Annotated in this window: 25 protein-coding genes; all 25 read left to right on the forward strand. The window is 49.6% G+C overall.

Going from position 1 to position 20942, the window contains the following annotated elements; genetic code table 11:
• Positions 1 to 59 precede the first annotated feature (59 nt).
• The 25 genes from rpoB to rplR all read left to right on the forward strand — a co-directional run bounded on the left by rpoB (position 60) and on the right by rplR (position 20925).
• Positions 60 to 3623 carry a DNA-directed RNA polymerase subunit beta gene (rpoB, locus tag GT003_RS30205; RefSeq protein ID WP_161705065.1) on the forward strand — a complete coding sequence of 1188 codons (3564 nt, stop codon included), beginning with the start codon at positions 60 to 62 and terminating at the stop codon, positions 3621 to 3623.
• Positions 3624 to 3766: 143 nt separating this feature from the next.
• Entirely contained in the window at positions 3767 to 7393 is a 3627-nt protein-coding gene (gene rpoC / locus GT003_RS30210) for a DNA-directed RNA polymerase subunit beta' (RefSeq protein WP_161705067.1), read from the forward strand.
• A gap of 232 nt (positions 7394 to 7625) precedes the next feature.
• Positions 7626 to 7856 carry a ribosomal L7Ae/L30e/S12e/Gadd45 family protein gene (locus GT003_RS30215; protein ID WP_161705069.1) on the forward strand — a complete coding sequence of 77 codons (231 nt, stop codon included), beginning with the start codon at positions 7626 to 7628 and terminating at the stop codon, positions 7854 to 7856.
• 136 nt (positions 7857 to 7992) lie between these two features.
• Positions 7993 to 8412 carry a 30S ribosomal protein S12 gene (gene rpsL / locus GT003_RS30220; protein WP_161705070.1) on the forward strand — a complete coding sequence of 140 codons (420 nt, stop codon included), beginning with the start codon at positions 7993 to 7995 and terminating at the stop codon, positions 8410 to 8412.
• A gap of 68 nt (positions 8413 to 8480) precedes the next feature.
• Entirely contained in the window at positions 8481 to 8951 is a 471-nt protein-coding gene (gene rpsG / locus GT003_RS30225; RefSeq protein ID WP_161705072.1) for a 30S ribosomal protein S7, read from the forward strand.
• A 29-nt stretch (positions 8952 to 8980) separates the two neighbouring features.
• Entirely contained in the window at positions 8981 to 11062 is a 2082-nt protein-coding gene (gene fusA, locus GT003_RS30230; protein WP_161705074.1) for an elongation factor G, read from the forward strand.
• 116 nt (positions 11063 to 11178) lie between these two features.
• Positions 11179 to 12369 (forward strand): elongation factor Tu, encoded by a 1191-nt coding sequence (tuf, locus tag GT003_RS30235; RefSeq protein ID WP_116191465.1) that lies wholly within the window; start codon positions 11179 to 11181, stop codon positions 12367 to 12369.
• Positions 12370 to 12757: 388 nt separating this feature from the next.
• On the forward strand, positions 12758 to 13066 hold the full coding sequence (rpsJ, locus tag GT003_RS30240; protein WP_005544556.1) for a 30S ribosomal protein S10: 309 nt from the start codon (positions 12758 to 12760) through the stop codon (positions 13064 to 13066).
• Positions 13067 to 13100: 34 nt separating this feature from the next.
• Entirely contained in the window at positions 13101 to 13724 is a 624-nt protein-coding gene (gene rplC, locus GT003_RS30245; RefSeq protein ID WP_161705076.1) for a 50S ribosomal protein L3, read from the forward strand.
• Between the two features lie 25 nt (positions 13725 to 13749).
• Positions 13750 to 14373 (forward strand): 50S ribosomal protein L4, encoded by a 624-nt coding sequence (rplD, locus tag GT003_RS30250; protein WP_161705078.1) that lies wholly within the window; start codon positions 13750 to 13752, stop codon positions 14371 to 14373.
• The gene (gene rplW, locus GT003_RS30255; RefSeq protein ID WP_161705080.1) at positions 14373 to 14663 is read left to right on the forward strand and encodes a 50S ribosomal protein L23; all 291 of its coding nucleotides are present in this window, start codon (positions 14373 to 14375) and stop codon (positions 14661 to 14663) included. Before rplD ends, rplW begins: the two co-directional genes overlap by 1 nt.
• A gap of 59 nt (positions 14664 to 14722) precedes the next feature.
• Positions 14723 to 15553, forward strand: a complete 831-nt coding sequence (gene rplB / locus GT003_RS30260) for a 50S ribosomal protein L2 (protein ID WP_161705082.1) — start codon at positions 14723 to 14725, stop codon at positions 15551 to 15553.
• A gap of 68 nt (positions 15554 to 15621) precedes the next feature.
• A complete protein-coding gene (gene rpsS / locus GT003_RS30265) occupies positions 15622 to 15903 on the forward strand; it encodes a 30S ribosomal protein S19 (protein WP_161705085.1) in 282 nt (93 codons plus the stop codon).
• A 43-nt stretch (positions 15904 to 15946) separates the two neighbouring features.
• Positions 15947 to 16282, forward strand: coding sequence for a 50S ribosomal protein L22 (gene rplV / locus GT003_RS30270; protein ID WP_161705087.1), 336 nt, complete (start codon positions 15947 to 15949; stop codon positions 16280 to 16282).
• Positions 16283 to 16295: 13 nt separating this feature from the next.
• Positions 16296 to 16958 carry a 30S ribosomal protein S3 gene (gene rpsC / locus GT003_RS30275; RefSeq protein WP_161705089.1) on the forward strand — a complete coding sequence of 221 codons (663 nt, stop codon included), beginning with the start codon at positions 16296 to 16298 and terminating at the stop codon, positions 16956 to 16958.
• A gap of 2 nt (positions 16959 to 16960) precedes the next feature.
• On the forward strand, positions 16961 to 17395 hold the full coding sequence (rplP, locus tag GT003_RS30280; RefSeq protein ID WP_161705091.1) for a 50S ribosomal protein L16: 435 nt from the start codon (positions 16961 to 16963) through the stop codon (positions 17393 to 17395).
• Positions 17385 to 17585 (forward strand): 50S ribosomal protein L29, encoded by a 201-nt coding sequence (gene rpmC, locus GT003_RS30285; protein WP_161705093.1) that lies wholly within the window; start codon positions 17385 to 17387, stop codon positions 17583 to 17585. Before rplP ends, rpmC begins: the two co-directional genes overlap by 11 nt.
• 48 nt (positions 17586 to 17633) lie before the next feature.
• Positions 17634 to 17897 carry a 30S ribosomal protein S17 gene (gene rpsQ / locus GT003_RS30290; protein ID WP_161705095.1) on the forward strand — a complete coding sequence of 88 codons (264 nt, stop codon included), beginning with the start codon at positions 17634 to 17636 and terminating at the stop codon, positions 17895 to 17897.
• 43 nt (positions 17898 to 17940) lie between these two features.
• Positions 17941 to 18309, forward strand: a complete 369-nt coding sequence (gene rplN, locus GT003_RS30295; protein WP_161705097.1) for a 50S ribosomal protein L14 — start codon at positions 17941 to 17943, stop codon at positions 18307 to 18309.
• Positions 18310 to 18354: 45 nt separating this feature from the next.
• The gene (gene rplX / locus GT003_RS30300) at positions 18355 to 18708 is read left to right on the forward strand and encodes a 50S ribosomal protein L24 (protein ID WP_211676334.1); all 354 of its coding nucleotides are present in this window, start codon (positions 18355 to 18357) and stop codon (positions 18706 to 18708) included.
• Positions 18709 to 18739: 31 nt separating this feature from the next.
• Positions 18740 to 19282 (forward strand): 50S ribosomal protein L5, encoded by a 543-nt coding sequence (gene rplE, locus GT003_RS30305; RefSeq protein ID WP_161705099.1) that lies wholly within the window; start codon positions 18740 to 18742, stop codon positions 19280 to 19282.
• A gap of 22 nt (positions 19283 to 19304) precedes the next feature.
• Positions 19305 to 19490, forward strand: coding sequence for a type Z 30S ribosomal protein S14 (locus tag GT003_RS30310; protein WP_090583249.1), 186 nt, complete (start codon positions 19305 to 19307; stop codon positions 19488 to 19490).
• Between the two features lie 30 nt (positions 19491 to 19520).
• Positions 19521 to 19919 carry a 30S ribosomal protein S8 gene (gene rpsH / locus GT003_RS30315; protein WP_161705101.1) on the forward strand — a complete coding sequence of 133 codons (399 nt, stop codon included), beginning with the start codon at positions 19521 to 19523 and terminating at the stop codon, positions 19917 to 19919.
• A 30-nt stretch (positions 19920 to 19949) separates the two neighbouring features.
• Positions 19950 to 20492 carry a 50S ribosomal protein L6 gene (gene rplF, locus GT003_RS30320; RefSeq protein WP_161705103.1) on the forward strand — a complete coding sequence of 181 codons (543 nt, stop codon included), beginning with the start codon at positions 19950 to 19952 and terminating at the stop codon, positions 20490 to 20492.
• 64 nt (positions 20493 to 20556) lie between these two features.
• Positions 20557 to 20925 carry a 50S ribosomal protein L18 gene (gene rplR / locus GT003_RS30325; protein WP_161705105.1) on the forward strand — a complete coding sequence of 123 codons (369 nt, stop codon included), beginning with the start codon at positions 20557 to 20559 and terminating at the stop codon, positions 20923 to 20925.
• Positions 20926 to 20942: the final 17 nt, after the last annotated feature.

The raw sequence follows: 20942 nt of genomic DNA on the forward strand, positions 1-20942 counted from the left end.
TTCTGGTTACAGCAATGTTTGTGTATACAAGGTCATTGTTCACTTTCTGTGAAGCAGACATGAGGGGTGAGGTTAAGTTGGCAGGACAACTTGTTCAGTATGGGCGTCGCACGCGTAGAAGCTATGCCCGCATCCGCGAGGTGCTCGAAGTTCCGAACCTGATTGAAATCCAACAAAAATCGTACGAGAAGTTTTTGGATAAGGACTTGCTTGAGCTTTTCCAAGACATCTCGCCGATTCAGGATTTTACGGGTAATTTGATGCTTGAGTTCATCGACTATTCACTAGGCGAGCCTAAGTATTCTGTCGATGAGTCGAAGGAACGCGACGTGACGTATGCAGCTCCGCTACGCGTCAAAGTTCGGCTTATCAACAAGGAAACCGGTGAAGTGAAAGAGCAAGAAGTGTTCATGGGTGATTTCCCGCTGATGACCGAGACAGGTACGTTCATCATCAACGGCGCGGAACGCGTTATCGTCAGCCAATTGGTTCGTTCGCCTAGCGTTTACTTTAGCACGAAAGTGGACAAAAACGGCAAGAAAAATTATACGGCTACGGTGATTCCGAACCGCGGTGCATGGCTGGAGCTTGAAACCGATGCGAAGGACATTATTTATGTCCGTATTGACCGCACTCGTAAAATTCCGGTCACGGTTCTTCTGCGTGCGCTCGGTTTTGGTACAGATGCCGAAATTTTGGATTTGCTGGGGCATGACGAGTATATTCGGAACACGCTCGATAAAGACAATACGGATTCCACTGAAAAAGCGCTTATCGAAATTTACGAAAGACTTCGTCCGGGCGAACCGCCGACGCTGGATAACGCGAAGAGCTTGCTCGTTGCGCGTTTCTTTGATCCAAAGCGCTATGATCTGGCGAATGTCGGCCGTTACAAGATCAATAAAAAGCTGCATATCAAGAACCGTCTCTTCAACCAGCGTTTGGCTGAGACCTTGTTCGACCCGTCTACAGGAGAAATCCTGGCTGAGGCCGGCCAAGTCGTCGATCGTCGTTTGCTGGATGAGTTGATTCCTTACTTGGAGAACAATGTCGGCTTCAAGACATACCAAGTTGCGAACGGCGTGCTTGATGCAGATAGTATACCTCTTCAAACGCTGAGCGTATTCTCTCCGCTTGATGATAGTAAGGTCATTAAGATTATCGCGAACGGTGTCATTGACAAGGCGGTTAAGCATATCACGCCTGCGGACATCATCGCTTCCATTAATTACTTCATCGACTTGCTTCATGGAATCGGAAGTACCGACGATATCGACCACTTGGGTAACCGTCGTTTGCGTTCGGTTGGCGAGTTGCTGCAGAACCAGTTCCGTATCGGCTTGTCCCGCATGGAGCGCGTTGTCCGCGAGCGGATGTCCATTCAAGACGCGAATGCCATTACGCCTCAGGCGCTCATCAACATACGTCCCGTTATTGCGTCGATCAAAGAGTTCTTCGGATCCTCGCAATTGTCGCAGTTTATGGATCAGACAAATCCGCTTGCGGAACTTACGCATAAGCGTCGTCTATCCGCACTGGGACCGGGCGGTCTGACGCGTGAACGCGCGGGCTTCGAGGTTCGAGACGTTCATAATTCCCATTACGGCCGTATGTGTCCAATCGAAACGCCGGAAGGTCCGAACATCGGTTTGATCAACTCCTTGTCCACGTTCGCTCGTATTAACGAGTACGGGTTCATCGAGGCGCCATATCGTTGGGTGGATCCGAAGGTCGGGATCGTAACGGAACAGATTGCCTACCTGACTGCAGATGAAGAAGATAACTACGTTATCGCGCAAGCGAACGCGAAGCTTGACCAAGAGGGCAAGTTCGTGGAAGACGCGGTTATCGTTCGATATAACAAGCAAGCTGACAATATTCTTACGATGCCGACAGAGCGCGTAGACTATATGGACGTTTCGCCGAAACAAGTTGTATCCGTCGCAACGGCGCTCATTCCGTTCCTCGAGAACGATGACTCCAACCGTGCGCTCATGGGATCCAACATGCAGCGGCAAGCCGTTCCGCTGCTTATTCCGAAGTCGCCGCTTGTCGGTACCGGCATGGAGCATAAGTCTGCGAAAGACTCCGGCGTATGTATTGTCTCCAAACATGACGGTATCGTCGAGCGCGTGTCGGCCAATGAAATTTGGGTGCGCCGCGTTGAGATGGTAGACGGCAAACCGGTTACCGGCGATCTGATCAAACATAAGCTGCATAAGTTTATGCGTTCTAACCAAGGTACGTGCATTAACCAACGTCCGATTTGCCATAAAGGCGATATCGTGAAGAAAGGCGACATCCTTGCTGACGGTCCTTCCACGGAAATGGGCGAATTGGCCCTCGGCCGTAATGTCGTCGTTGCGTTCATGACATGGGAAGGCTACAACTACGAGGATGCTATCCTACTAAGCGAGAAGCTGGTTAAAGAAGACGTGTACACGTCGATTCATATTGAAGAATACGAATCGGAAGCGCGTGACACGAAGCTCGGACCGGAGGAAATCACGCGGGACATTCCGAACGTGGGCGAAGAAGCGCTGCGTAACTTGGATGAGCGCGGTATTATCCGGGTCGGTGCCGAAATCAGCGCAGGCGACATTCTCGTCGGCAAGGTAACGCCGAAAGGCGTTACGGAACTGACGGCCGAGGAACGTTTGCTGCATGCGATCTTTGGCGAGAAAGCACGTGAAGTACGTGACACAAGCCTCCGCGTTCCGCATGGTACGGACGGTATCGTCGTGGACGTGAAGGTCTTCACCCGCGAGAACGGCGATGAGCTGCCTCCTGGCGTGAATCAATTGGTACGTGCATACATCGCTCAGAAACGGAAAATCTCCGAAGGGGATAAGATGGCGGGACGCCATGGTAATAAAGGTGTTATTGCCCGTATCCTTCCTGAGGAAGATATGCCGTTCCTGCCGGATGGCACGCCTGTAGAGGTTGTTCTTAACCCGCTGGGCGTTCCTTCGCGGATGAACATCGGTCAAGTGCTCGAGGTTCACTTGGGCATGGCCTGCAAGCGTCTTGGCATCCATGCTGCAACGCCGGTATTCGATGGAGCGCGCGAGTACGACGTATTCGACTCCATGGAAGAGGCGGGCATGCAGCGTAACGGTAAAACGATCTTGTACGATGGACGCTCCGGCGAGCCGTTCGAGCGGGAAGTTACCGTCGGTGTCATGTATATGATCAAACTGGCGCACATGGTTGACGATAAAATCCATGCTCGTTCCACAGGTCCATACTCGCTTGTTACGCAGCAGCCATTGGGCGGTAAAGCTCAATTCGGCGGACAGCGTTTCGGGGAGATGGAGGTTTGGGCGCTTGAGGCCTACGGCGCTGCTTATACGCTGCAGGAGATTTTGACCGTCAAGTCCGATGATGTCGTCGGTCGTGTCAAAACCTATGAGTCTATCGTCAAAGGTGAGAACGTGCCAGAACCGGGCGTTCCTGAATCGTTCAAGGTTTTGATCAAGGAGCTTCAAAGCTTGGGCATGGACGTTAAGATTCTGTCCGAGAACGAAGAAGAGATCGAAATGAAAGAAATGGACGACGAGGACGACGGTGCCTCGGACAAATTGAACCTCAATCTTGAAGGTACGGAAGTCGGCGTGGAGTAACAGTTTCCGCGGCTTAGAATAGCACGATGCCGATTCGTCTTCACGGGCGAATCAAGCCGGGGAGCGCCTTCGCGGGCGCAAACCGGCTGAACGGCATTAAGGCAACAATAGACAAGTGAACCATGACGAAGGAGGGTTGCTCCTTGTTGGACGTGAACAACTTCGAGTATATGAAGATTGGATTGGCATCTCCGGATAAAATCCGATCGTGGTCCCGCGGAGAAGTAAAGAAACCGGAAACGATTAACTATAGGACGCTTAAGCCGGAGAAAGAAGGTCTCTTCTGCGAGAAGATCTTCGGACCGACGAAAGACTGGGAATGCCATTGCGGCAAATATAAACGCGTTCGTTATAAAGGCGTCGTTTGTGACCGCTGCGGCGTCGAGGTTACGCGTGCAAAGGTGCGCCGTGAGCGTATGGGGCACATCGAGCTTGCAGCTCCTGTATCGCATATTTGGTATTTCAAAGGTATTCCGAGCCGTATGGGTCTCGCGCTGGACATGTCGCCGCGCTCCCTGGAAGAGATCATTTACTTCGCATCTTATGTTGTAACGGATCCAGGTGACACGCCGCTGGAGAAGAAACAGCTCCTGTCCGAGAAGGAATATCGGAGTTACCGCGAGAAGTACGGGTATGGATTCCATGCAGGCATGGGTGCCGAAGCGGTTAAGAAGCTGCTTCAGGACATCGACGTGGAGCGCGAGCTCGAGCAATTGAAGGAAGATCTTCGCACGGCGCAAGGTCAACGCCGTAACCGTGCGATCAAGCGCCTTGAAGTCATCGAAGCCTTCCGCAACTCCGGCAATATGCCGGAATGGATGATTCTTGATGTACTGCCTGTCATTCCTCCGGAGCTTCGTCCGATGGTTCAACTGGATGGCGGTCGTTTCGCAACGTCCGACTTGAATGACTTGTACCGTCGCGTAATCAACCGGAACAATCGTTTGAAGCGTCTGCTTGACCTGGGCGCTCCGGATATCATCGTGCAGAACGAGAAACGGATGCTCCAAGAAGCGGTTGATGCTTTGATCGATAACGGCCGCCGCGGCCGCCCGGTAACGGGTCCGGGTAACCGTCCGCTTAAATCGCTCAGCCATATGCTGAAAGGTAAACAAGGACGTTTCCGTCAGAACTTGCTCGGTAAACGGGTTGACTATTCCGGTCGTTCCGTTATCGTCGTCGGTCCTAGCCTGAAAATGTTCCAATGCGGTTTGCCGAAAGAAATGGCGCTTGAGCTCTTTAAACCGTTCGTAATGAAAGAGCTGGTCAACAAAAACCTGGCTCACAACATTAAAAGCGCGAAACGTAAAGTTGAGCGCGTAAGCCCGGAAGTATGGGATGTGCTCGAAGAAGTCATCAAGGAGCATCCGGTTCTGTTGAACCGTGCCCCTACGCTTCACAGACTCGGTATCCAGGCATTTGAACCGATCTTGGTCGAAGGCCGCGCCATCAAGCTTCACCCGCTCGTATGTACGGCTTACAACGCTGACTTCGACGGTGACCAAATGGCTGTTCACGTACCGCTTTCCGCCGAGGCGCAAGCTGAAGCCAGGTTGTTGATGCTTGCATCGGGCAACATTTTGAACCCGAAAGACGGCAAGCCTGTCGTTACGCCTTCTCAGGATATGGTCCTCGGCAGCTTCTACCTGACGATGGACAATGCAGAGGGTAAAGGCAACGGTTCTGTGTTCGCAACGGTCAACGAAGCGATATCGGCATATCAACGCGGCATCGTATCGCTGCATGCGCGGATCTTTGTCCCTGTTAAGGTACTGAAGAAAACTTCCTTCACGGAAGCGCAGCAGAAAGCGTCGTTGATCTGCACAACCGTCGGTAAAGTGATCTTCAACGAGATTTACCCGGCCGACTTCCCTTATATCAACGAACCTACCAAGGTGAACTTGCTGCAAGGCACGCCGGATAAATATTTCGTTCATGAGAAGGGCGCAGATCTCGTTCAATTCTTGAACGGCCTGCCTCAAATCGGCGGCGTAGGTAAAGAGTACCTCGGCTTGATTATTGCGGAATGCTTCCGTCAATACCATACGACGCGTACCTCTATCATGCTTGACCATATTAAACAACTCGGATTCACGTATTCCACGCGTGCAGGTATCACGGTTGCTGTTGCCGACGTTATCGTGCCGCCGGAAAAACAGGAAATCCTGAGAGAATCCGAAGATAAAGTTAAAGTCGTTACGAATCAATACCGTCGTGGTTTGATTACGAACGAAGAACGCTATGACCGTGTCATCGAGATCTGGAGCAAAACGAAGGATCAAATTACGGAAATCCTCATGAAATCGATGGATCGCTACAACTCCATCATGCTCATGGTCGATTCCAAAGCACGGGGTAATAAATCTCAAATCACGCAGCTCGGCGGCATGCGCGGTCTGATGGCCAACCCATCCGGCCGGATCATCGAGTTGCCGATCAAGTCGAACTTCCGCGAAGGTCTGACCGTCCTCGAGTACTTTATCTCGACGCACGGTGCACGTAAAGGTCTTGCCGATACCGCCCTTCGTACAGCTGACTCCGGTTATCTTACTCGTCGTCTTGTCGACGTTGCGCAGGACGTTATCGTTCGCGAAGACGATTGCGGTACGGATAAAGGGTTCTCGGTCAGCAAAATTCAAGACGGTAAAGAGGTTATCGAGGACCTGTATGACCGTATTGAAGGACGTTACTCGTTCGAAACGGTTCGCCATCCGCAAACCGGCGAAGTTATTCTTCAGCGCAACCAGCTGATCGATTCCAACAAAGCGGAAGAGATCATCGCGGCTGGCGTTGAACGTCTCCAAATTCGTTCCGTACTGAGCTGCCGCGCCCGTCATGGCGTGTGCAAGATCTGTTATGGACGTAACTTGGCAACGGGCAAATTCGTCGAGATCGGCGAAGCAGTCGGCATTATCGCTGCTCAATCGATCGGAGAACCGGGAACTCAGCTTACCATGCGTACATTCCATACCGGCGGCGTAGCCGGAGACGATATCACGCAAGGTTTGCCGCGTATCCAAGAACTCTTCGAAGCGCGTAATCCGAAAGGTCAAGCGATCATCTCCGAGATCGATGGCGTTATTAAGGACATTCGCGAGACGAAGGACCGCCGTGAGATCGAAGTGCAAGGTGAAGCGGAATCCAAAACGTATGCCGTTACGTTCGGTTCGCGTATCCGCGTCGTCAAAGGCAAGCAAATCGAAGCCGGCGATGAATTGACGGATGGTTCCATCGATCCGAAGGATATGCTCCGTATCAAAGGTATCCGTGGCGTGCAAAACTACATTTTGCAGGAAGTTCAGCGCGTTTACCGGAACCAAGGGGTAGAAATCAACGATAAGCACATCGAGGTTATGGTGAAGCAGATGCTTCGTAAGATTCGTATCATCGAAGCCGGCGATACTGCGCTTCTTCCAGGCGCATTCGTCGACATCCATGAGTACGAAGCTTCAAACCGCGAAGCAATTCTGTCTGGCAAAGAGCCGGCAGTTGCCAAACCGGTCTTGCTCGGTATTACAAAAGCATCGCTCGAGACGGATTCCTTCCTGTCCGCTGCATCGTTCCAAGAGACGACGCGCGTCTTGACGGATGCTGCGATCAAAGGCAAGGTCGATCAGCTGCTCGGTCTGAAAGAGAATGTTATCATCGGTAAGCTGATCCCTGCGGGCACTGGCATGCAGCGCTATAGAAGCGTACATGTCGCCGGCATGGACGATGAGTTGACCGAAGAGCAATCGATCGAAGCCGAGACGGTTACGATTGAATCTTAATCGATAAAACCATTGCATGAGGGAGCAGAGCGAACAGGTCCCCTTTTAAGGAGAAACCTATTCGCTCTCCGCTCTGTAATGAGCAACCGACGGACGGTTTACTATATTTTCAAGGTTCAAACAAGCGTGGAAGCTTGACATTATGCGAGTGGAAGTGCTAATATGTCGTAGTGTGCCTAATCGCACAACCTCTGCACTTGTCAGTTTTGATTGACTTGGAAGGTAGGTTATTATGCGATTCGTTATAGGTAGTAAACAGACGACGAAGATGGTGGAGCAACGCAAAGCTAGTCTCGTCTATGTTGCGCAAGATGCAGATCCGCGGCTGAAGGACAATATTGTTCGGCTTTGCGAATTGTCAGGAATACCGATCACCTGGTCTGAAACAATGAAGAGCCTCGGAGAAACCTGCGGGATTGAAGTTGGAGCGGCGATGGCAGCGGTTGTACCGGAAATCGAATAAGAACATGTCGTTTTTACCGAACCGGAAGGGAAGGTAGAAACTTTCGTTTGTTTCTTTATGAACCGCCTGGATCTGTGGGCTTAATAAGCCGATATGTCTTGAAAGCTTTACTAAGTGAGGAAGGGGGATGCACAACATGCCAACAATTAACCAACTGGTCCGTAAAGGCCGTGAGGCGAAAGTCGTTAAATCGAAATCGCCAGCATTGCAAAGAGGTTTCAACGCACTGAAACGTGAAGAAACAAACATCAGCTCGCCACAAAAACGCGGGGTTTGCACACGTGTAGGTACGATGACTCCGAAAAAACCGAACTCCGCTTTGCGGAAATATGCGCGTGTACGTTTGACGAACCGCGTTGAGGTAACTGCTTACATCGGCGGTATCGGTCATAACCTTCAAGAGCATAGCGTCGTATTGGTTCGCGGCGGCCGGGTAAAAGATCTTCCGGGTGTTCGTTACCACATCGTTCGCGGTGCGCTTGATACTGCAGGCGTAAACAACCGTAAACAAGCTCGTTCCAAATACGGAACGAAACGTCCTAAAGTTAAAAAATAATGCAGGCATAGCCGGGAACGGTTATCCTCATCCTAAAATGTAAAACTAGAAGAAAGGGGGACTTCCACATGCCACGCAAAGGTCCAGTGACAAAACGCGATGTTTTGCCAGATCCGATGTACAGCAGCAAGCTGGTTACTCGCTTGATCAACCGTATCATGGTTGACGGCAAGCGCGGTGTAGCCGCTACGATTTTGTATGATGCCTTCAAACTCATCAACGAACGTACAGGCAAAGACCCGATGGAAGTTTTTGAAGTAGCAATTAAGAACATCATGCCAGTACTTGAAGTTAAAGCACGCCGTGTAGGCGGTTCGAACTATCAAGTGCCGATCGAAGTTAAACCGGAACGCCGTACGGCGCTTGGTCTCCGTTGGCTCGTGAACTATTCACGTAACCGCGGCGAGAAAACGATGGAAGAACGTTTGGCAGCTGAAATCATTGATGCTTCCAATAACACTGGTTCATCCGTGAAAAAACGCGAAGATACACACAAAATGGCTGAAGCGAATAAAGCATTCGCTCACTATCGTTGGTAGGATTCGCATAATCGAAAGGAGACTGAATTATGGCAAGAGAGTTCTCCTTGAAAAATACGCGTAATATCGGGATCATGGCGCATATTGACGCAGGTAAAACAACCACAACGGAGCGGATTCTGTTCTACACAGGCCGTACCCACAAAATCGGCGAGGTGCACGAAGGTGCAGCGACGATGGACTGGATGGAGCAGGAACAGGAGCGCGGAATCACGATTACGTCCGCTGCAACGACTGCTCAATGGGATGGACACCGCATCAATATTATCGACACCCCGGGGCACGTTGACTTCACGGTAGAAGTTGAACGTTCCCTGCGCGTATTGGACGGGGCCGTTGGTGTTTTCAGTGCGAAAGAGGGCGTTGAACCGCAATCCGAGACGGTATGGCGTCAAGCTGACCGTTACGGCGTACCGCGGATCGCATACGTCAATAAGATGGACATTATCGGCGCAGACTTCCTTAACGTTGTTAGAGACATGCGCTTGCGTCTGAACGCAAATGCAGTGGCAATTCAATTGCCGATCGGTGCAGAGAACGACTTCGTAGGCGTAATTGACTTGATTGAGCGAGTTGCTTACAAATACAAAGACGATCTTGGTAAAGATCCGGAGAAAATTGAAATCCCTGCAGAATACAAGGATCAAGTTGAAGAAGTTCGCTTGGAACTTATCGAGAAAGTTGCTGAGCTTGACGAAGAGCTCACAATGAAATATCTCGAAGGCGAAGAAATCACAGTTGCTGAGTTAAAATCGGCACTTCGCAAAGGCGTTTGCGAAGTTAAGATCTTCCCGGTAATCGTTGGTTCCTCGTACCGCAATAAAGGCGTTCAAATGATGCTTGACGCTGTTGTCGACTACTTGCCGTCGCCAATCGACGTTCCGGATATCAAGGGTCACCTTGAAGATGGAACAGAGACGGTCCGCAAATCTGCCGACGACCAGCCTTTCGCAGCATTGGCGTTCAAAATCATGACTGACCCGTACGTTGGTAAGCTGACGTTCTTCCGCGTATATTCCGGCGTTCTTAGCTCCGGTTCGTACGTTGTGAATGCAACGAAAGGCAAACGCGAACGTATTGGTCGTATCCTTCAAATGCATGCGAACAGCCGTCAAGAAATCAGCGAAGTTTACTCCGGTGATATCGCGGCTGCAGTAGGTTTGAAAGATACAACTACTGGCGATACGCTTTGCGATGAGAAGAACCCAGTTATCCTTGAGTCGATGAACTTCCCTGAGCCGGTTATCCAGCTTGCGGTTGAGCCTAAGACAAAAGCTGACCAAGACAAAATGGGTATCGCTCTTCAAAAGCTGTCCGAGGAAGATCCTACGTTCCGTGCTCACACGGACGAAGAGACCGGCCAAACGATTATCGCTGGTATGGGCGAGCTTCACCTTGAGATCCTAGTTGACCGTATGCTTCGTGAATTCAAAGTCGAGACGAACGTTGGTAAGCCGCAAGTTGCTTACCGCGAGACGTTCAAAACGGCTGCGAAGGTCGAAGGCAAATTCGTTCGCCAATCCGGCGGTCGTGGTCAGTTCGGTCATTGCTGGGTTGAATTCTCCCCGCAAGAACCAGGTGCGGGCTTTGTATTTGAAAACAAAACCGTGGGTGGTTCCATCCCGCGTGAGTTCATTGCTCCAATTCAAGCAGGTATCGAAGAATCGATGAAAAATGGTGTCATTGCCGGCTTCCCGGTCGTCGACATCAAAGCAGTCGTAGTCGACGGTTCCTACCATGATGTCGACTCCTCGGAGATGGCGTTTAAAATTGCTGGATCGATGGCGCTTAAAGCAGCGAAGGATAAATGTAATCCGATCTTGCTTGAGCCAATCATGAAAGTAGAAGTAAGCGTTCCTGAAGAATACATGGGCGATGTGATGGGTATGCTGAGCTCCCGTCGCGGTCGTATCGAAGGTTCGGACACGAAGCATGGTGCTTTGATCGTCCGTGCTAAGGTGCCTCTGGCTGAGATGTTCGGTTACTCCACGACTCTTCGTTCCGGTACGCAAGGACGCGGCGTATTCTCCATGGAGCTCTCGCACTATGAAGAAGTCCCTCGTTCGATCTCGGAAGAGATCATCTCCAAATCCAAAGGCGCTGCTCAATAACAGTCCTTTAGACAACTTGTTTGATATAAGTTGCATGTTGGCCGGATGATGGAAGACCTAACGGCTCCCATTCGGCCGATCACATAATCTTCTCAATATTAAGGAGGAAGAGTTCAATGGCTAAAGCTAAATTTGAACGTAATAAACCGCACGTTAACATCGGTACTATCGGTCACGTCGACCATGGTAAAACAACGCTGACTGCTGCAATCACGACTGTTCTTTCCAAAAGATACGGTGGTGCTGCTGTAGCATTCGACCAAATCGACAAAGCGCCAGAAGAGCGCGAGCGCGGTATCACAATCTCCACAGCACACGTTGAGTACGAGACGCCTAACCGTCACTACGCACACGTTGACTGCCCAGGCCATGCCGACTATGTTAAAAACATGATCACTGGCGCTGCACAAATGGACGGCGCTATCCTGGTTGTATCCGCAGCTGACGGTCCAATGCCGCAAACGCGCGAACACATCCTGCTTTCCCGTCAAGTAGGCGTACCTTACATCGTCGTATTCCTGAACAAATGCGACATGGTTGAAGACGAAGAGTTGCTTGAACTCGTTGAGATGGAAGTTCGCGACCTTCTTAGCGAATATGAATTCCCAGGCGACGACACTCCAATCATCCGCGGTGCAGCTCGTGAAGCGCTGCAAAACCCTGATGGTGCATGGGCTGACAAAATCGTTGAACTGTTCGAACAAGTTGATACTTATATCCCAACTCCACAACGTGATACTGACAAGCCGTTCCTTATGCCAGTCGAGGACGTATTCACAATCACGGGCCGTGGTACGGTTGCTACAGGACGCGTTGAGCGTGGCGTAGTTAAAGTATCCGACGAAGTCGAAATCATCGGTATTGCTGAAGAAACTCGCAAATGCGTAGTAACAGGCGTTGAGATGTTCCGTAAATTGCTTGATTCCGCGCAAGCTGGTGACAACATCGGCGCATTGCTTCGTGGTGTTGATCGTAAAGATATCGAGCGTGGTCAAGTTCTGGCAAAGCCAGGTTCCGTTAAACCACACACGAACTTCACGGCTCAAATCTACGTTCTGACTAAAGAAGAGGGCGGACGTCACAAACCTTTTTTCACGGGTTACCGTCCACAGTTCTACTTCCGTACAACTGACGTTACGGGTATCATCTCCCTGCCAGAAGGCACTGAGATGGTTATGCCTGGCGATAACATCACGGTTACGGTTGAACTGATCGCTCCAATCGCACTTGAAGACGGTACTCGCTTCGCTATCCGCGAAGGCGGCCGTACAGTTGGTGCCGGTGCGGTAGCATCCATCCAAAAATAATTAAAACTGCGGCTTAGGCTGCAGAATGAGGAGCCCACACTTCGGTGTGGGCTTTTTCTAATATTTGAGGTTTGCAGTGAAAGCGTTTCTTCATTAATAATAGATGAAGTGATTTGGGCATTGGAATTTTGGAAACAAAGATAAAGAATTGGATCATGCGTTAATGCTGAATGCATTAGAAGAACATGCCAAACAAGAAAAACGTTGAAAGCATAAGGTTTTTGTTGCATTCGCCTATCCATTTAGATATAATAGTGAAGTTGGTCTGTGACGTTGCGATGATGTAAGAGGTTGCCGACACACACGGCTCCTTTGCCATGAGGGGCGTGTCGGGTTTTCTTGCGGAGTATGTCCGATACTAAATTGGGCGATAGAAGGAGGGACTTATATGGCTAAGCAAAAGATTCGTATTCGCTTGAAAGCATACGATCATAGAATTCTGGATCAATCCGCAGAGAAAATTGTTGAAACTGCGAAACGTTCCGGTGCAGGCGTGTCTGGGCCGATTCCGCTTCCAACTGAGAAGCAAATCATCACCATTCTGCGTGCGGTACACAAGTACAAGGATTCTAGGGAACAATTCGAAATGCGCACGCACAAGCGCTTGATCGACATTGTTAATCCAACGCCGCAAACGGTTGATGCATTGATGCGTCTTGACCTGCCATCCGGTGTAGATATCGAAATCAAACTGTAATAATTTCAACTTGGAAAGGGAATGAGGTGTCAACATGAAAGGTATCTTAGGTAAAAAACTAGGTATGACGCAAGTGTTCACTGCCGAAGGTAACGTCGTTCCAGTAACGGTTATCGAAGCGGGTCCATGTGTTGTCTTGCAGAAGAAAGACCAAGAGAACGACGGTTATGTATCCATTCAAGTAGGTTTCTCTGATAAGAAAGAAAGCAGAGCAAACAAGCCGGAAATCGGCCACGCGAAAAAAGCCGAAACGGCTCCTAAGCGCTACATTCGTGAATTCCGCGGCGTAAATAACGGGGAATATGAAGTTGGCCAAGAGATCAAGGCTGACCTGTTCGCTGCTGGCGAATTCGTTGACGTAACTGCTACTTCCAAAGGTAAAGGTTTCACGGGTACGATTCAACGTTGGAACCAAAGCCGCGGCCCAATGGCGCATGGCTCGCGTTACCACCGCGGACCAGGTTCGATGGGTTCCATCCAAGCGAACCGCGTACCTAAAGGTAAACACCTTCCAGGTCACATGGGCAGCGAAACGGTTACGATTCAAAACCTTGAGATCGTACGCGTTGACGTAGAACGTAACGTATTGCTGGTTAAAGGCTCCATTCCGGGTCCTAAAAACAGCTTTGTAAAAGTTAAATCCACGGTGAAGAAATAATCATTGAAGAAAGGAGGAACATGAAATGCCGAAAGTAGCACTTTTTAGCGTGAACGGCTCGCAAGTGGGTGAGGTTGAATTGTCCGAAGCAGTATTCGGAATTGAACCGAACGTTCATGTCCTGCATAGCGCAGTTTTGCTTCAGCAAGCTTCTGAACGCAGAGGCACGCATAAAACTAAAGGACGCTCCGAAGTACGTGGCGGCGGTCGTAAGCCTTGGAAACAAAAAGGTACAGGACGCGCGCGTCAAGGTTCCATTCGCGCCCCGCAATGGGTAGGCGGCGGTACTGTCTTCGGACCAACTCCACGAAGCTACAGCTTCAAACTTCCTAAAAAAGTTCGTCGCTTGGCAATCAAATCTGCACTGTCTTCCAAGGTAATCGACAACGATATTATCGTTCTTGATCAACTGGCGTTCGCGCAACCGAAGACGAAAGAATTCGCTGCAATCCTGAATAACCTGAAAGTGGCTCGTAAAGCACTGATCGTTACAGCGAACTACGAAGATAACGTAGCACTCTCTGCTCGTAACCTTCCTAACGTAAAGTTCGTTGCAGCCGATGGCATCAATGTTCTCGACGTAATGAAATACGACCAGCTGATTATCACTAAAGAAGCGGTTGAAAAAGTACAGGAGGTGCTTGCGTAATGAAAAATCCTCGTGATATTATCAAGCGCCCGATTATTACGGAACAAACGAGCGAATTCATGGCGAACAAACGTTATGTATTCGAGGTTGATCTTCGTGCGAACAAAACTGAGATCAAACTTGCGATCCAAAACATCTTCAAAGTGAAAGTAACGAGCGTGAACACGCTGCGCATGCCGGCGAAACCGAAGCGTTACGGAAAACACAGCGGATACACGTCCGAGTGGAAGAAAGCGATCGTTCAACTGAGCGCTGACAGCAACGAGCTAGAATTTTTCGAAACAGTTTAGTTAACATACGGCCCTTAGGCTGACATGATTAACAAGATATCGGTAAGGAGGGAATCGAAGTGCCAATTAAGAAGTATAAACCGACTTCTCCAGCACGTCGTGCGATGTCGGTCTCGACTTTTGAAGAGATCACGGCAAGCACGCCGGAGAAATCGCTTCTTGCGCCGCTTTTCAAAAAAGCCGGTCGTAACAATCAAGGTAAAATTACGGTTCGTCATCATGGTGGCGGCCATAAGCGTAAATACCGGATTATCGACTTTAAACGTAATAAAGACGGTATCGTAGGTAACGTAGCGACGATCGAATACGATCCGAACCGTACGTCCAACATCGCACTTATCCACTATGTGGATGGCGAGAAAGCCTACATCATCGCTCCTAAAGGTCTTAAAGTTGGGGACAAGATCGTATCCGGCCCGGCATCTGACATCAAGATCGGCAATGCTTTGCCGCTTGAGAACATCCCGGTTGGTACAGTTATCCACAACATCGAGCTGAAACCAGGTAAAGGCGGCCAATTGGTTCGCGCAGCTGGTACGGATGCTCAACTTCTTGGTAAAGAAGAGCAATACGTTACGATTCGCTTGACGTCCGGCGAAGTTCGTCGTATCCTGAAAACTTGCCGTGCAACAATCGGTTCCGTCGGTAACGAAGATCACGAACTCGTGAAAATCGGTAAAGCCGGCCGTTCCCGTTGGATGGGTAAACGCCCTGAAGTCCGCGGCGTCGTCATGAACCCTAACGATCACCCACACGGTGGTGGTGAAGGCCGTGCTCCAATCGGACGTAAATCCCCAATGTCTCCATGGGGCAAACCGACTTTGGGCTTCAAAACACGCAAAAAGAAAAAAGCATCGAGCCAGTACATCGTGCGCAGCCGCACGAAATAATAGGCGCCTTGGCGTCAACTGCGTGACGCGCAGCGTCGCGTAACGCTAGCGTGAAGGGAGGATCATCCATGGGTCGCAGTTTGAAAAAAGGACCGTTTATCGACGGTTACCTGCTGAAAAAAGTTGAAGTACTTAATGCAGCTGAGAAGAAGACGGTCGTTAAGACATGGTCTCGCCGTTCGACTATTTTCCCGCAATTCATCGGACACACTTTCGCTGTCTATGACGGTCGCAAGCATGTACCGGTTTATGTAACGGAAGATATGGTTGGACACAAACTCGGTGAGTTCGCGCCAACGCGTTCGTACAAAGGTCACGGTAATGATGACAAGAAAACGGGTCGTCGTTAATCGTTGGAATAGCTAACGATAAAGTTCGAGAGGAGGTTCATCCATGCCAGAAGCAAAAGCACTCGCTAACCACGTACGCATTGCTCCCCGCAAAGCGCAATTGGTTGCGGATTTGATTCGTGGAAAGCAAGTTGGCGAAGCGATCGCGATTCTGCGTCACACGCCAAAATCCGCTTCTCCAATCGTTGAGAAGCTGCTGAACTCTGCTATCGCAAATGCAGAGCACAACTTCCAAATGGACGTTAACAAGCTTGTGATTTCGCAAGTGTTCGTTAACCAAGGTCCGACAATGAAACGTTTCCGTCCGCGCGCAATGGGTCGTGCTAGCCGGATTAATAAAAGAACCAGCCACATCACATTGGTGGTATCCGAAAAATAAGGAGGGACAACGTGTGGGACAAAAAGTAAACCCGGTCGGTCTTCGTATCGGCGTTATCCGTGATTGGGAATCCAAATGGTACGCTGGCAAAGACTTCGGCGACTTGCTTATGGAAGATGTTAAAATCCGTGAGCACCTCAAAAACAAATTGAAAGATGCGGCTGTTTCCAAGTTCGAAATCGAACGCGCAGCTAACCGCGTCAATGTTACTATTCATACAGCTAAGCCTGGTATGGTTATCGGCAAAGGCGGTTCTGAGGTTGAAAACCTGCGTTCCGAACTTTCCAAGATCGCCAAAGGCAAAAAAGTACACATCAACATCTCCGAGATCAAACATCCGGACCTTGATGCCGTGCTCGTAGCAGAAAGCATCGCTCAACAACTCGAGCGTCGGATCTCGTTCCGCCGCGCGATGAAACAATCCATTCAACGTACAATCCGTTCTGGCGCGAAAGGTATCAAAACTGCCGTTAGCGGTCGTTTGGGCGGCGCTGAGATTGCTCGTCAGGAAGGCTACAGTGAAGGTACGGTTCCTCTTCATACGCTGCGTGCAGATATTGACTATGGAACTGCGGAAGCTCATACGACTTACGGCCGTATCGGCGTAAAAGTATGGATCTATCGCGGCGAAATCCTTCCGACTAAGAAGAAAGCTCCACAGGAAGGAGGCAACTAATCATGTTGGTCCCAAAACGTGTAAAACACCGTAAACAACAACGTGGTCATATGAAAGGTCGCGCTAAAGGCGGCACGGATGTAGCCTTCGGCGAATTCGGTCTTCAAGCGCTCGAGCCTGCATGGGTCACTAACCGTCAGATCGAGGCAGCGCGTATCGCGATGACTCGTTATATCAAACGTGGCGGTAAAGTATGGATCAAGATCTTCCCGGCAAAACCTATTACTCAAAAACCACTCGAAGTTCGGATGGGTAGCGGTAAAGGTAACGTTGAGAAGTGGGTTGCAGTCGTAAAACCGGGCAAAATAATGTTCGAGCTTGCTGGCGTATCTGAAGAGATCGCACGTGAAGCAATGCGTCTTGCGGCACATAAATTGCCAGTTAAAACGAAGTTCGTGAAACGCGAAGAAGTGGGTGGTGAAGCAAATGAAAGCTAATGAATTCCGCAACCTTACCTCTGTTGAACTCGAACAAAAAGTCGCTGGCTTCAAAGAAGAGCTATTCAACCTTCGTTTTCAATTGGCTACCGGCCAACTGGAAAACCCAACTCGTATCCGCGATGTTCGCAAGGATATAGCTCGTGCCAAAACCGTTCTTCGTGAAAGAGAACTCGGAATCAGCAGCTAGTCTGTGATCGTCCGTGTCGAATAACGAATGTGTGGAAGGAGGATGAACATGAGCGAACGTAATGCCCGCAAAGTTCAAGTTGGTAAAGTCGTGAGTGATAAAATGGACAAAACAATCGTTGTAGCGATTGAAACGTACAAAAAACACGATCTGTACCACAAACGGATTAAATACACAAAGAAATTTAAGGCTCATGACGAGAACAACCAAGCTAAGATCGGCGATGTCGTCAAAGTCATGGAAACTCGCCCGTTATCGAAAGACAAACGGTTCCGCCTGGTCGAAATCGTTGAAGCTGCTGTTATTTTGTAAGAATGCTTCCCGTTAAGCATTTTCCCGAAAGGAGGACGTTGAAATGATTCAACCATTTACACGTTTGCATGTCGCGGACAACTCCGGCGCTAAAGAATTGATGTGTATCCGCGTTTTGGGCGGTACTGGACGTCGCGTAGGCCATATCGGCGATCTGATCGTCTGCTCCGTCAAACAAGCAACACCCGGTGGCGTTGTCAAAAAGGGTGATGTAGTCAAAGCGGTCATCGTTCGTACGAAACGTGCGGTTCGCCGTAAAGACGGTTCTTACATCGCGTTTGACGAGAATGCGGCTGTTATCGTTAAAGAAGACAAAAGCCCGCGCGGCACACGTATCTTCGGACCAGTTGCTCGCGAACTTCGCGATCGCGACTTCATGAAAATCGTATCGCTTGCTCCGGAAGTTATCTAATAAGAACTTTGCGCATTCCGCGCAAGCACGCAGGAGGTGTAACTCATGCCACGGTTGAAAAAAGTGTTGGAATCCCACAACAATAAATTGCACGTGAAGAAAGACGACACGGTAATGGTCATCACCGGCAAAGACAAAGGCAAAAAAGGCCGCGTCATCGCTGCGTATCCACGTCAAAACCGCGTTCTAATCGAAGGTGTAAATATGGTGAAAAAACATACCCGTCCTTCGCAAGCTAATCCGCAAGGCGGCATCATCGAGCAAGAAGCGGCAATTCACGTATCCAACGTTATGCACATCGATCCGAAGAGCGGTAAAGTAACTCGTATCGGCTACAAAGTGCTTGATAACGGTAAAAAAGTCCGGATCGCTAAAAAATCCGGCGAGGTAATCGATTAATTGACCGATACGGAAAGGAGGTCCACGTTACATGGCAGCAAGAATGAAAGATCGTTTTCTGAATGAAATTACACCTGCTTTGATGCAGAAGTTTAACTATACAACGGTTATGCAAGTGCCTAAGATCGAGAAAGTCGTCATCAACATGGGTGTCGGCGAAGCAGTGTCCAACTCCAAAGTGCTCGATACGGCTGTTGAAGACATGCGTCTGATCTCGGGTCAAAAACCGGTTGTAACTCGCTCCAAAAAATCGATCGCTGGTTTCAAACTTCGCGAGAATATGCCTATCGGGGTTAAAGTAACACTGCGCGGCGAGCGTATGTACTACTTCCTTGATAAACTGTTCAATGTCACTCTCCCGCGCGTACGCGACTTCCGCGGCGTATCGAACAAAGCGTTCGACGGTCGCGGTAACTACACTCTCGGCTTGAAAGAGCAGCTGATCTTCCCGGAGATCGAGTATGATAAGGTAGATAAAGTGCGCGGTATGGACGTCGTCATCGTCACGACGGCAAAATCGGACGAAGAAGCTCGTGAACTGCTGACCCAATTGGGCATGCCGTTTACGAAGTAATCCACAGGAGGTGTAATACCAAGTGGCAAAAACTTCGATGAAGGTTAAGCAGCAACGTGCTCCTAAATTCAAAGTGCAGGCTTATACACGCTGCGAACGTTGCGGCCGTCCGCATTCCGTTTTGCAAAAGTTTAAAATTTGCCGGATTTGTTTCCGTGAATTAGCATACAAAGGCCAGATTCCTGGCGTTAAAAAAGCAAGCTGGTAATCAGCCTAGTTCGGGAAGGAGGTTTACACAATGGTTATGTCTGATCCGATCGCAGATATGCTTACACGCATTCGCAACGCAAACGTTGTGCGTCACGAGACGGTAGAAATGCCTGCTTCGAAAGTAAAGAAGCAAATCGCTGAAATTTTGAAACGCGAGGGCTTCATTCGTGATGCTGAGTATATCGAAGACAACAAACAAGGGATTATCCGTATTTTCTTGAAATACGGCCCGAACCAAGAGCGTGTTATTACGGGGCTGAAACGCATCAGCAAACCGGGTCTGCGCGTTTACACGAAAAGCACTGAAGTGCCCCGCGTACTTGGTGGCTTGGGAATGGCTATCATTTCCACATCGCAAGGCATTATGACTGACAAAGAAGCTCGCCAACAGAAATCCGGCGGCGAAGTAGTCTGCTACGTCTGGTAATTAACCGTCACAACGATTGGAGGTGTAACAATGTCTCGTATTGGCCGTAAACCGATCCAAGTGCCCGGTGGCGTAAACATCGACTTGGACAACAGCTTCATCACAGTTAAAGGACCTAAAGGTACTCTGAGCCGCGAGCTCCACAAGGATATGAAAGTGGTAGTAGCGGACAGCGTCATCACAATCGAGCGTCCTTCTGACAATAAACTGCATCGTTCTCTTCACGGTACAACTCGCAGCGTCATCGCTAACATGGTTAGTGGTGTAACTGAAGGTTTTGTGAAAAACCTTGAGCTTGTAGGCGTTGGTTACCGTGCAAATAAGACTGGCGAGAAAATCGTACTTAACGTAGGATACTCGCATCCAGTTGAAATCACGCCTGCTGGCGGCATCGAATTCGAAGTTCCTACGAATACGAAAATCATCGTAAAAGGCATCGACAAAGAACTCGTTGGTGAAACTGCTGCGAAGATCCGCTCCGTACGCGAGCCTGAGCCGTATAAAGGCAAAGGTATTAAGTATGAAGGCGAGCGTATCCTTCGTAAAGAAGGTAAAGCTGGTAAGAAGAAATAAGCAGGCGTTTAAGGCTGCTTGAACGAATAGGGATCATAAGAAAGTAGAAAGGAGTGTACAACGAATGATTACAAAAGGCGATAAAAACAAAGCACGTCTCAAACGTCACCTGCGTGTTCGTAAGAAAGTGAACGGAACTACGCTGCGTCCGCGTCTGTCTGTATTCCGTTCCTCCAAACACATCTATGCTCAATTGATTGATGATGTTCAAGGCGTTACTGTAGCTCAAGCTTCTACGCTTGACAAAGAAATCGCAGAACAAGTGAGCAATGGCGGCAACATCGAGGCAGCTCGCAAAATCGGTGAATTGATCGCATCCCGCGCGAAAGCAAAAGGCGTCGAATCGATCGTATTCGATCGCGGAGGCTACTTGTACCATGGCAGAATTCAAGCGCTGGCTGATGCAGCGCGCGAAGCAGGTCTTGAATTCTAATCGATAATACTTATGAA

This window comes from Paenibacillus sacheonensis (assembly GCF_009909195.1).
Taxonomy (GTDB): Bacteria; Bacillota; Bacilli; order Paenibacillales; family Paenibacillaceae; genus Paenibacillus_Z; species Paenibacillus_Z sacheonensis.

Bases quoted from the DNA above. Each gene is read 5' to 3' on its own strand.
- rpoB (WP_161705065.1), top strand. From the start codon at position 60: ATGAGGGGTGAGGTTAAGTTGGCAGGACAACTTGTTCAGTATGGGCGT.
- GT003_RS30215 (WP_161705069.1), top strand. From the start codon at position 7,626: ATGCGATTCGTTATAGGTAGTAAACAGACGACGAAGATGGTGGAGCAA.
- rpsL (WP_161705070.1), top strand. From the start codon at position 7,993: ATGCCAACAATTAACCAACTGGTCCGTAAAGGCCGTGAGGCGAAAGTC.
- rpsG (WP_161705072.1), top strand. From the start codon at position 8,481: ATGCCACGCAAAGGTCCAGTGACAAAACGCGATGTTTTGCCAGATCCG.
- fusA (WP_161705074.1), top strand. From the start codon at position 8,981: ATGGCAAGAGAGTTCTCCTTGAAAAATACGCGTAATATCGGGATCATG.
- tuf (WP_116191465.1), top strand. From the start codon at position 11,179: ATGGCTAAAGCTAAATTTGAACGTAATAAACCGCACGTTAACATCGGT.
- rpsJ (WP_005544556.1), top strand. From the start codon at position 12,758: ATGGCTAAGCAAAAGATTCGTATTCGCTTGAAAGCATACGATCATAGA.
- rplC (WP_161705076.1), top strand. From the start codon at position 13,101: ATGAAAGGTATCTTAGGTAAAAAACTAGGTATGACGCAAGTGTTCACT.
- rplD (WP_161705078.1), top strand. From the start codon at position 13,750: ATGCCGAAAGTAGCACTTTTTAGCGTGAACGGCTCGCAAGTGGGTGAG.
- rplW (WP_161705080.1), top strand. From the start codon at position 14,373: ATGAAAAATCCTCGTGATATTATCAAGCGCCCGATTATTACGGAACAA.
- rpsS (WP_161705085.1), top strand. From the start codon at position 15,622: ATGGGTCGCAGTTTGAAAAAAGGACCGTTTATCGACGGTTACCTGCTG.
- rplV (WP_161705087.1), top strand. From the start codon at position 15,947: ATGCCAGAAGCAAAAGCACTCGCTAACCACGTACGCATTGCTCCCCGC.
- rplP (WP_161705091.1), top strand. From the start codon at position 16,961: ATGTTGGTCCCAAAACGTGTAAAACACCGTAAACAACAACGTGGTCAT.
- rpmC (WP_161705093.1), top strand. From the start codon at position 17,385: ATGAAAGCTAATGAATTCCGCAACCTTACCTCTGTTGAACTCGAACAA.
- rpsQ (WP_161705095.1), top strand. From the start codon at position 17,634: ATGAGCGAACGTAATGCCCGCAAAGTTCAAGTTGGTAAAGTCGTGAGT.
- rplN (WP_161705097.1), top strand. From the start codon at position 17,941: ATGATTCAACCATTTACACGTTTGCATGTCGCGGACAACTCCGGCGCT.
- rplX (WP_211676334.1), top strand. From the start codon at position 18,355: ATGCCACGGTTGAAAAAAGTGTTGGAATCCCACAACAATAAATTGCAC.
- rplE (WP_161705099.1), top strand. From the start codon at position 18,740: ATGGCAGCAAGAATGAAAGATCGTTTTCTGAATGAAATTACACCTGCT.
- rpsH (WP_161705101.1), top strand. From the start codon at position 19,521: ATGGTTATGTCTGATCCGATCGCAGATATGCTTACACGCATTCGCAAC.
- rplF (WP_161705103.1), top strand. From the start codon at position 19,950: ATGTCTCGTATTGGCCGTAAACCGATCCAAGTGCCCGGTGGCGTAAAC.
- rplR (WP_161705105.1), top strand. From the start codon at position 20,557: ATGATTACAAAAGGCGATAAAAACAAAGCACGTCTCAAACGTCACCTG.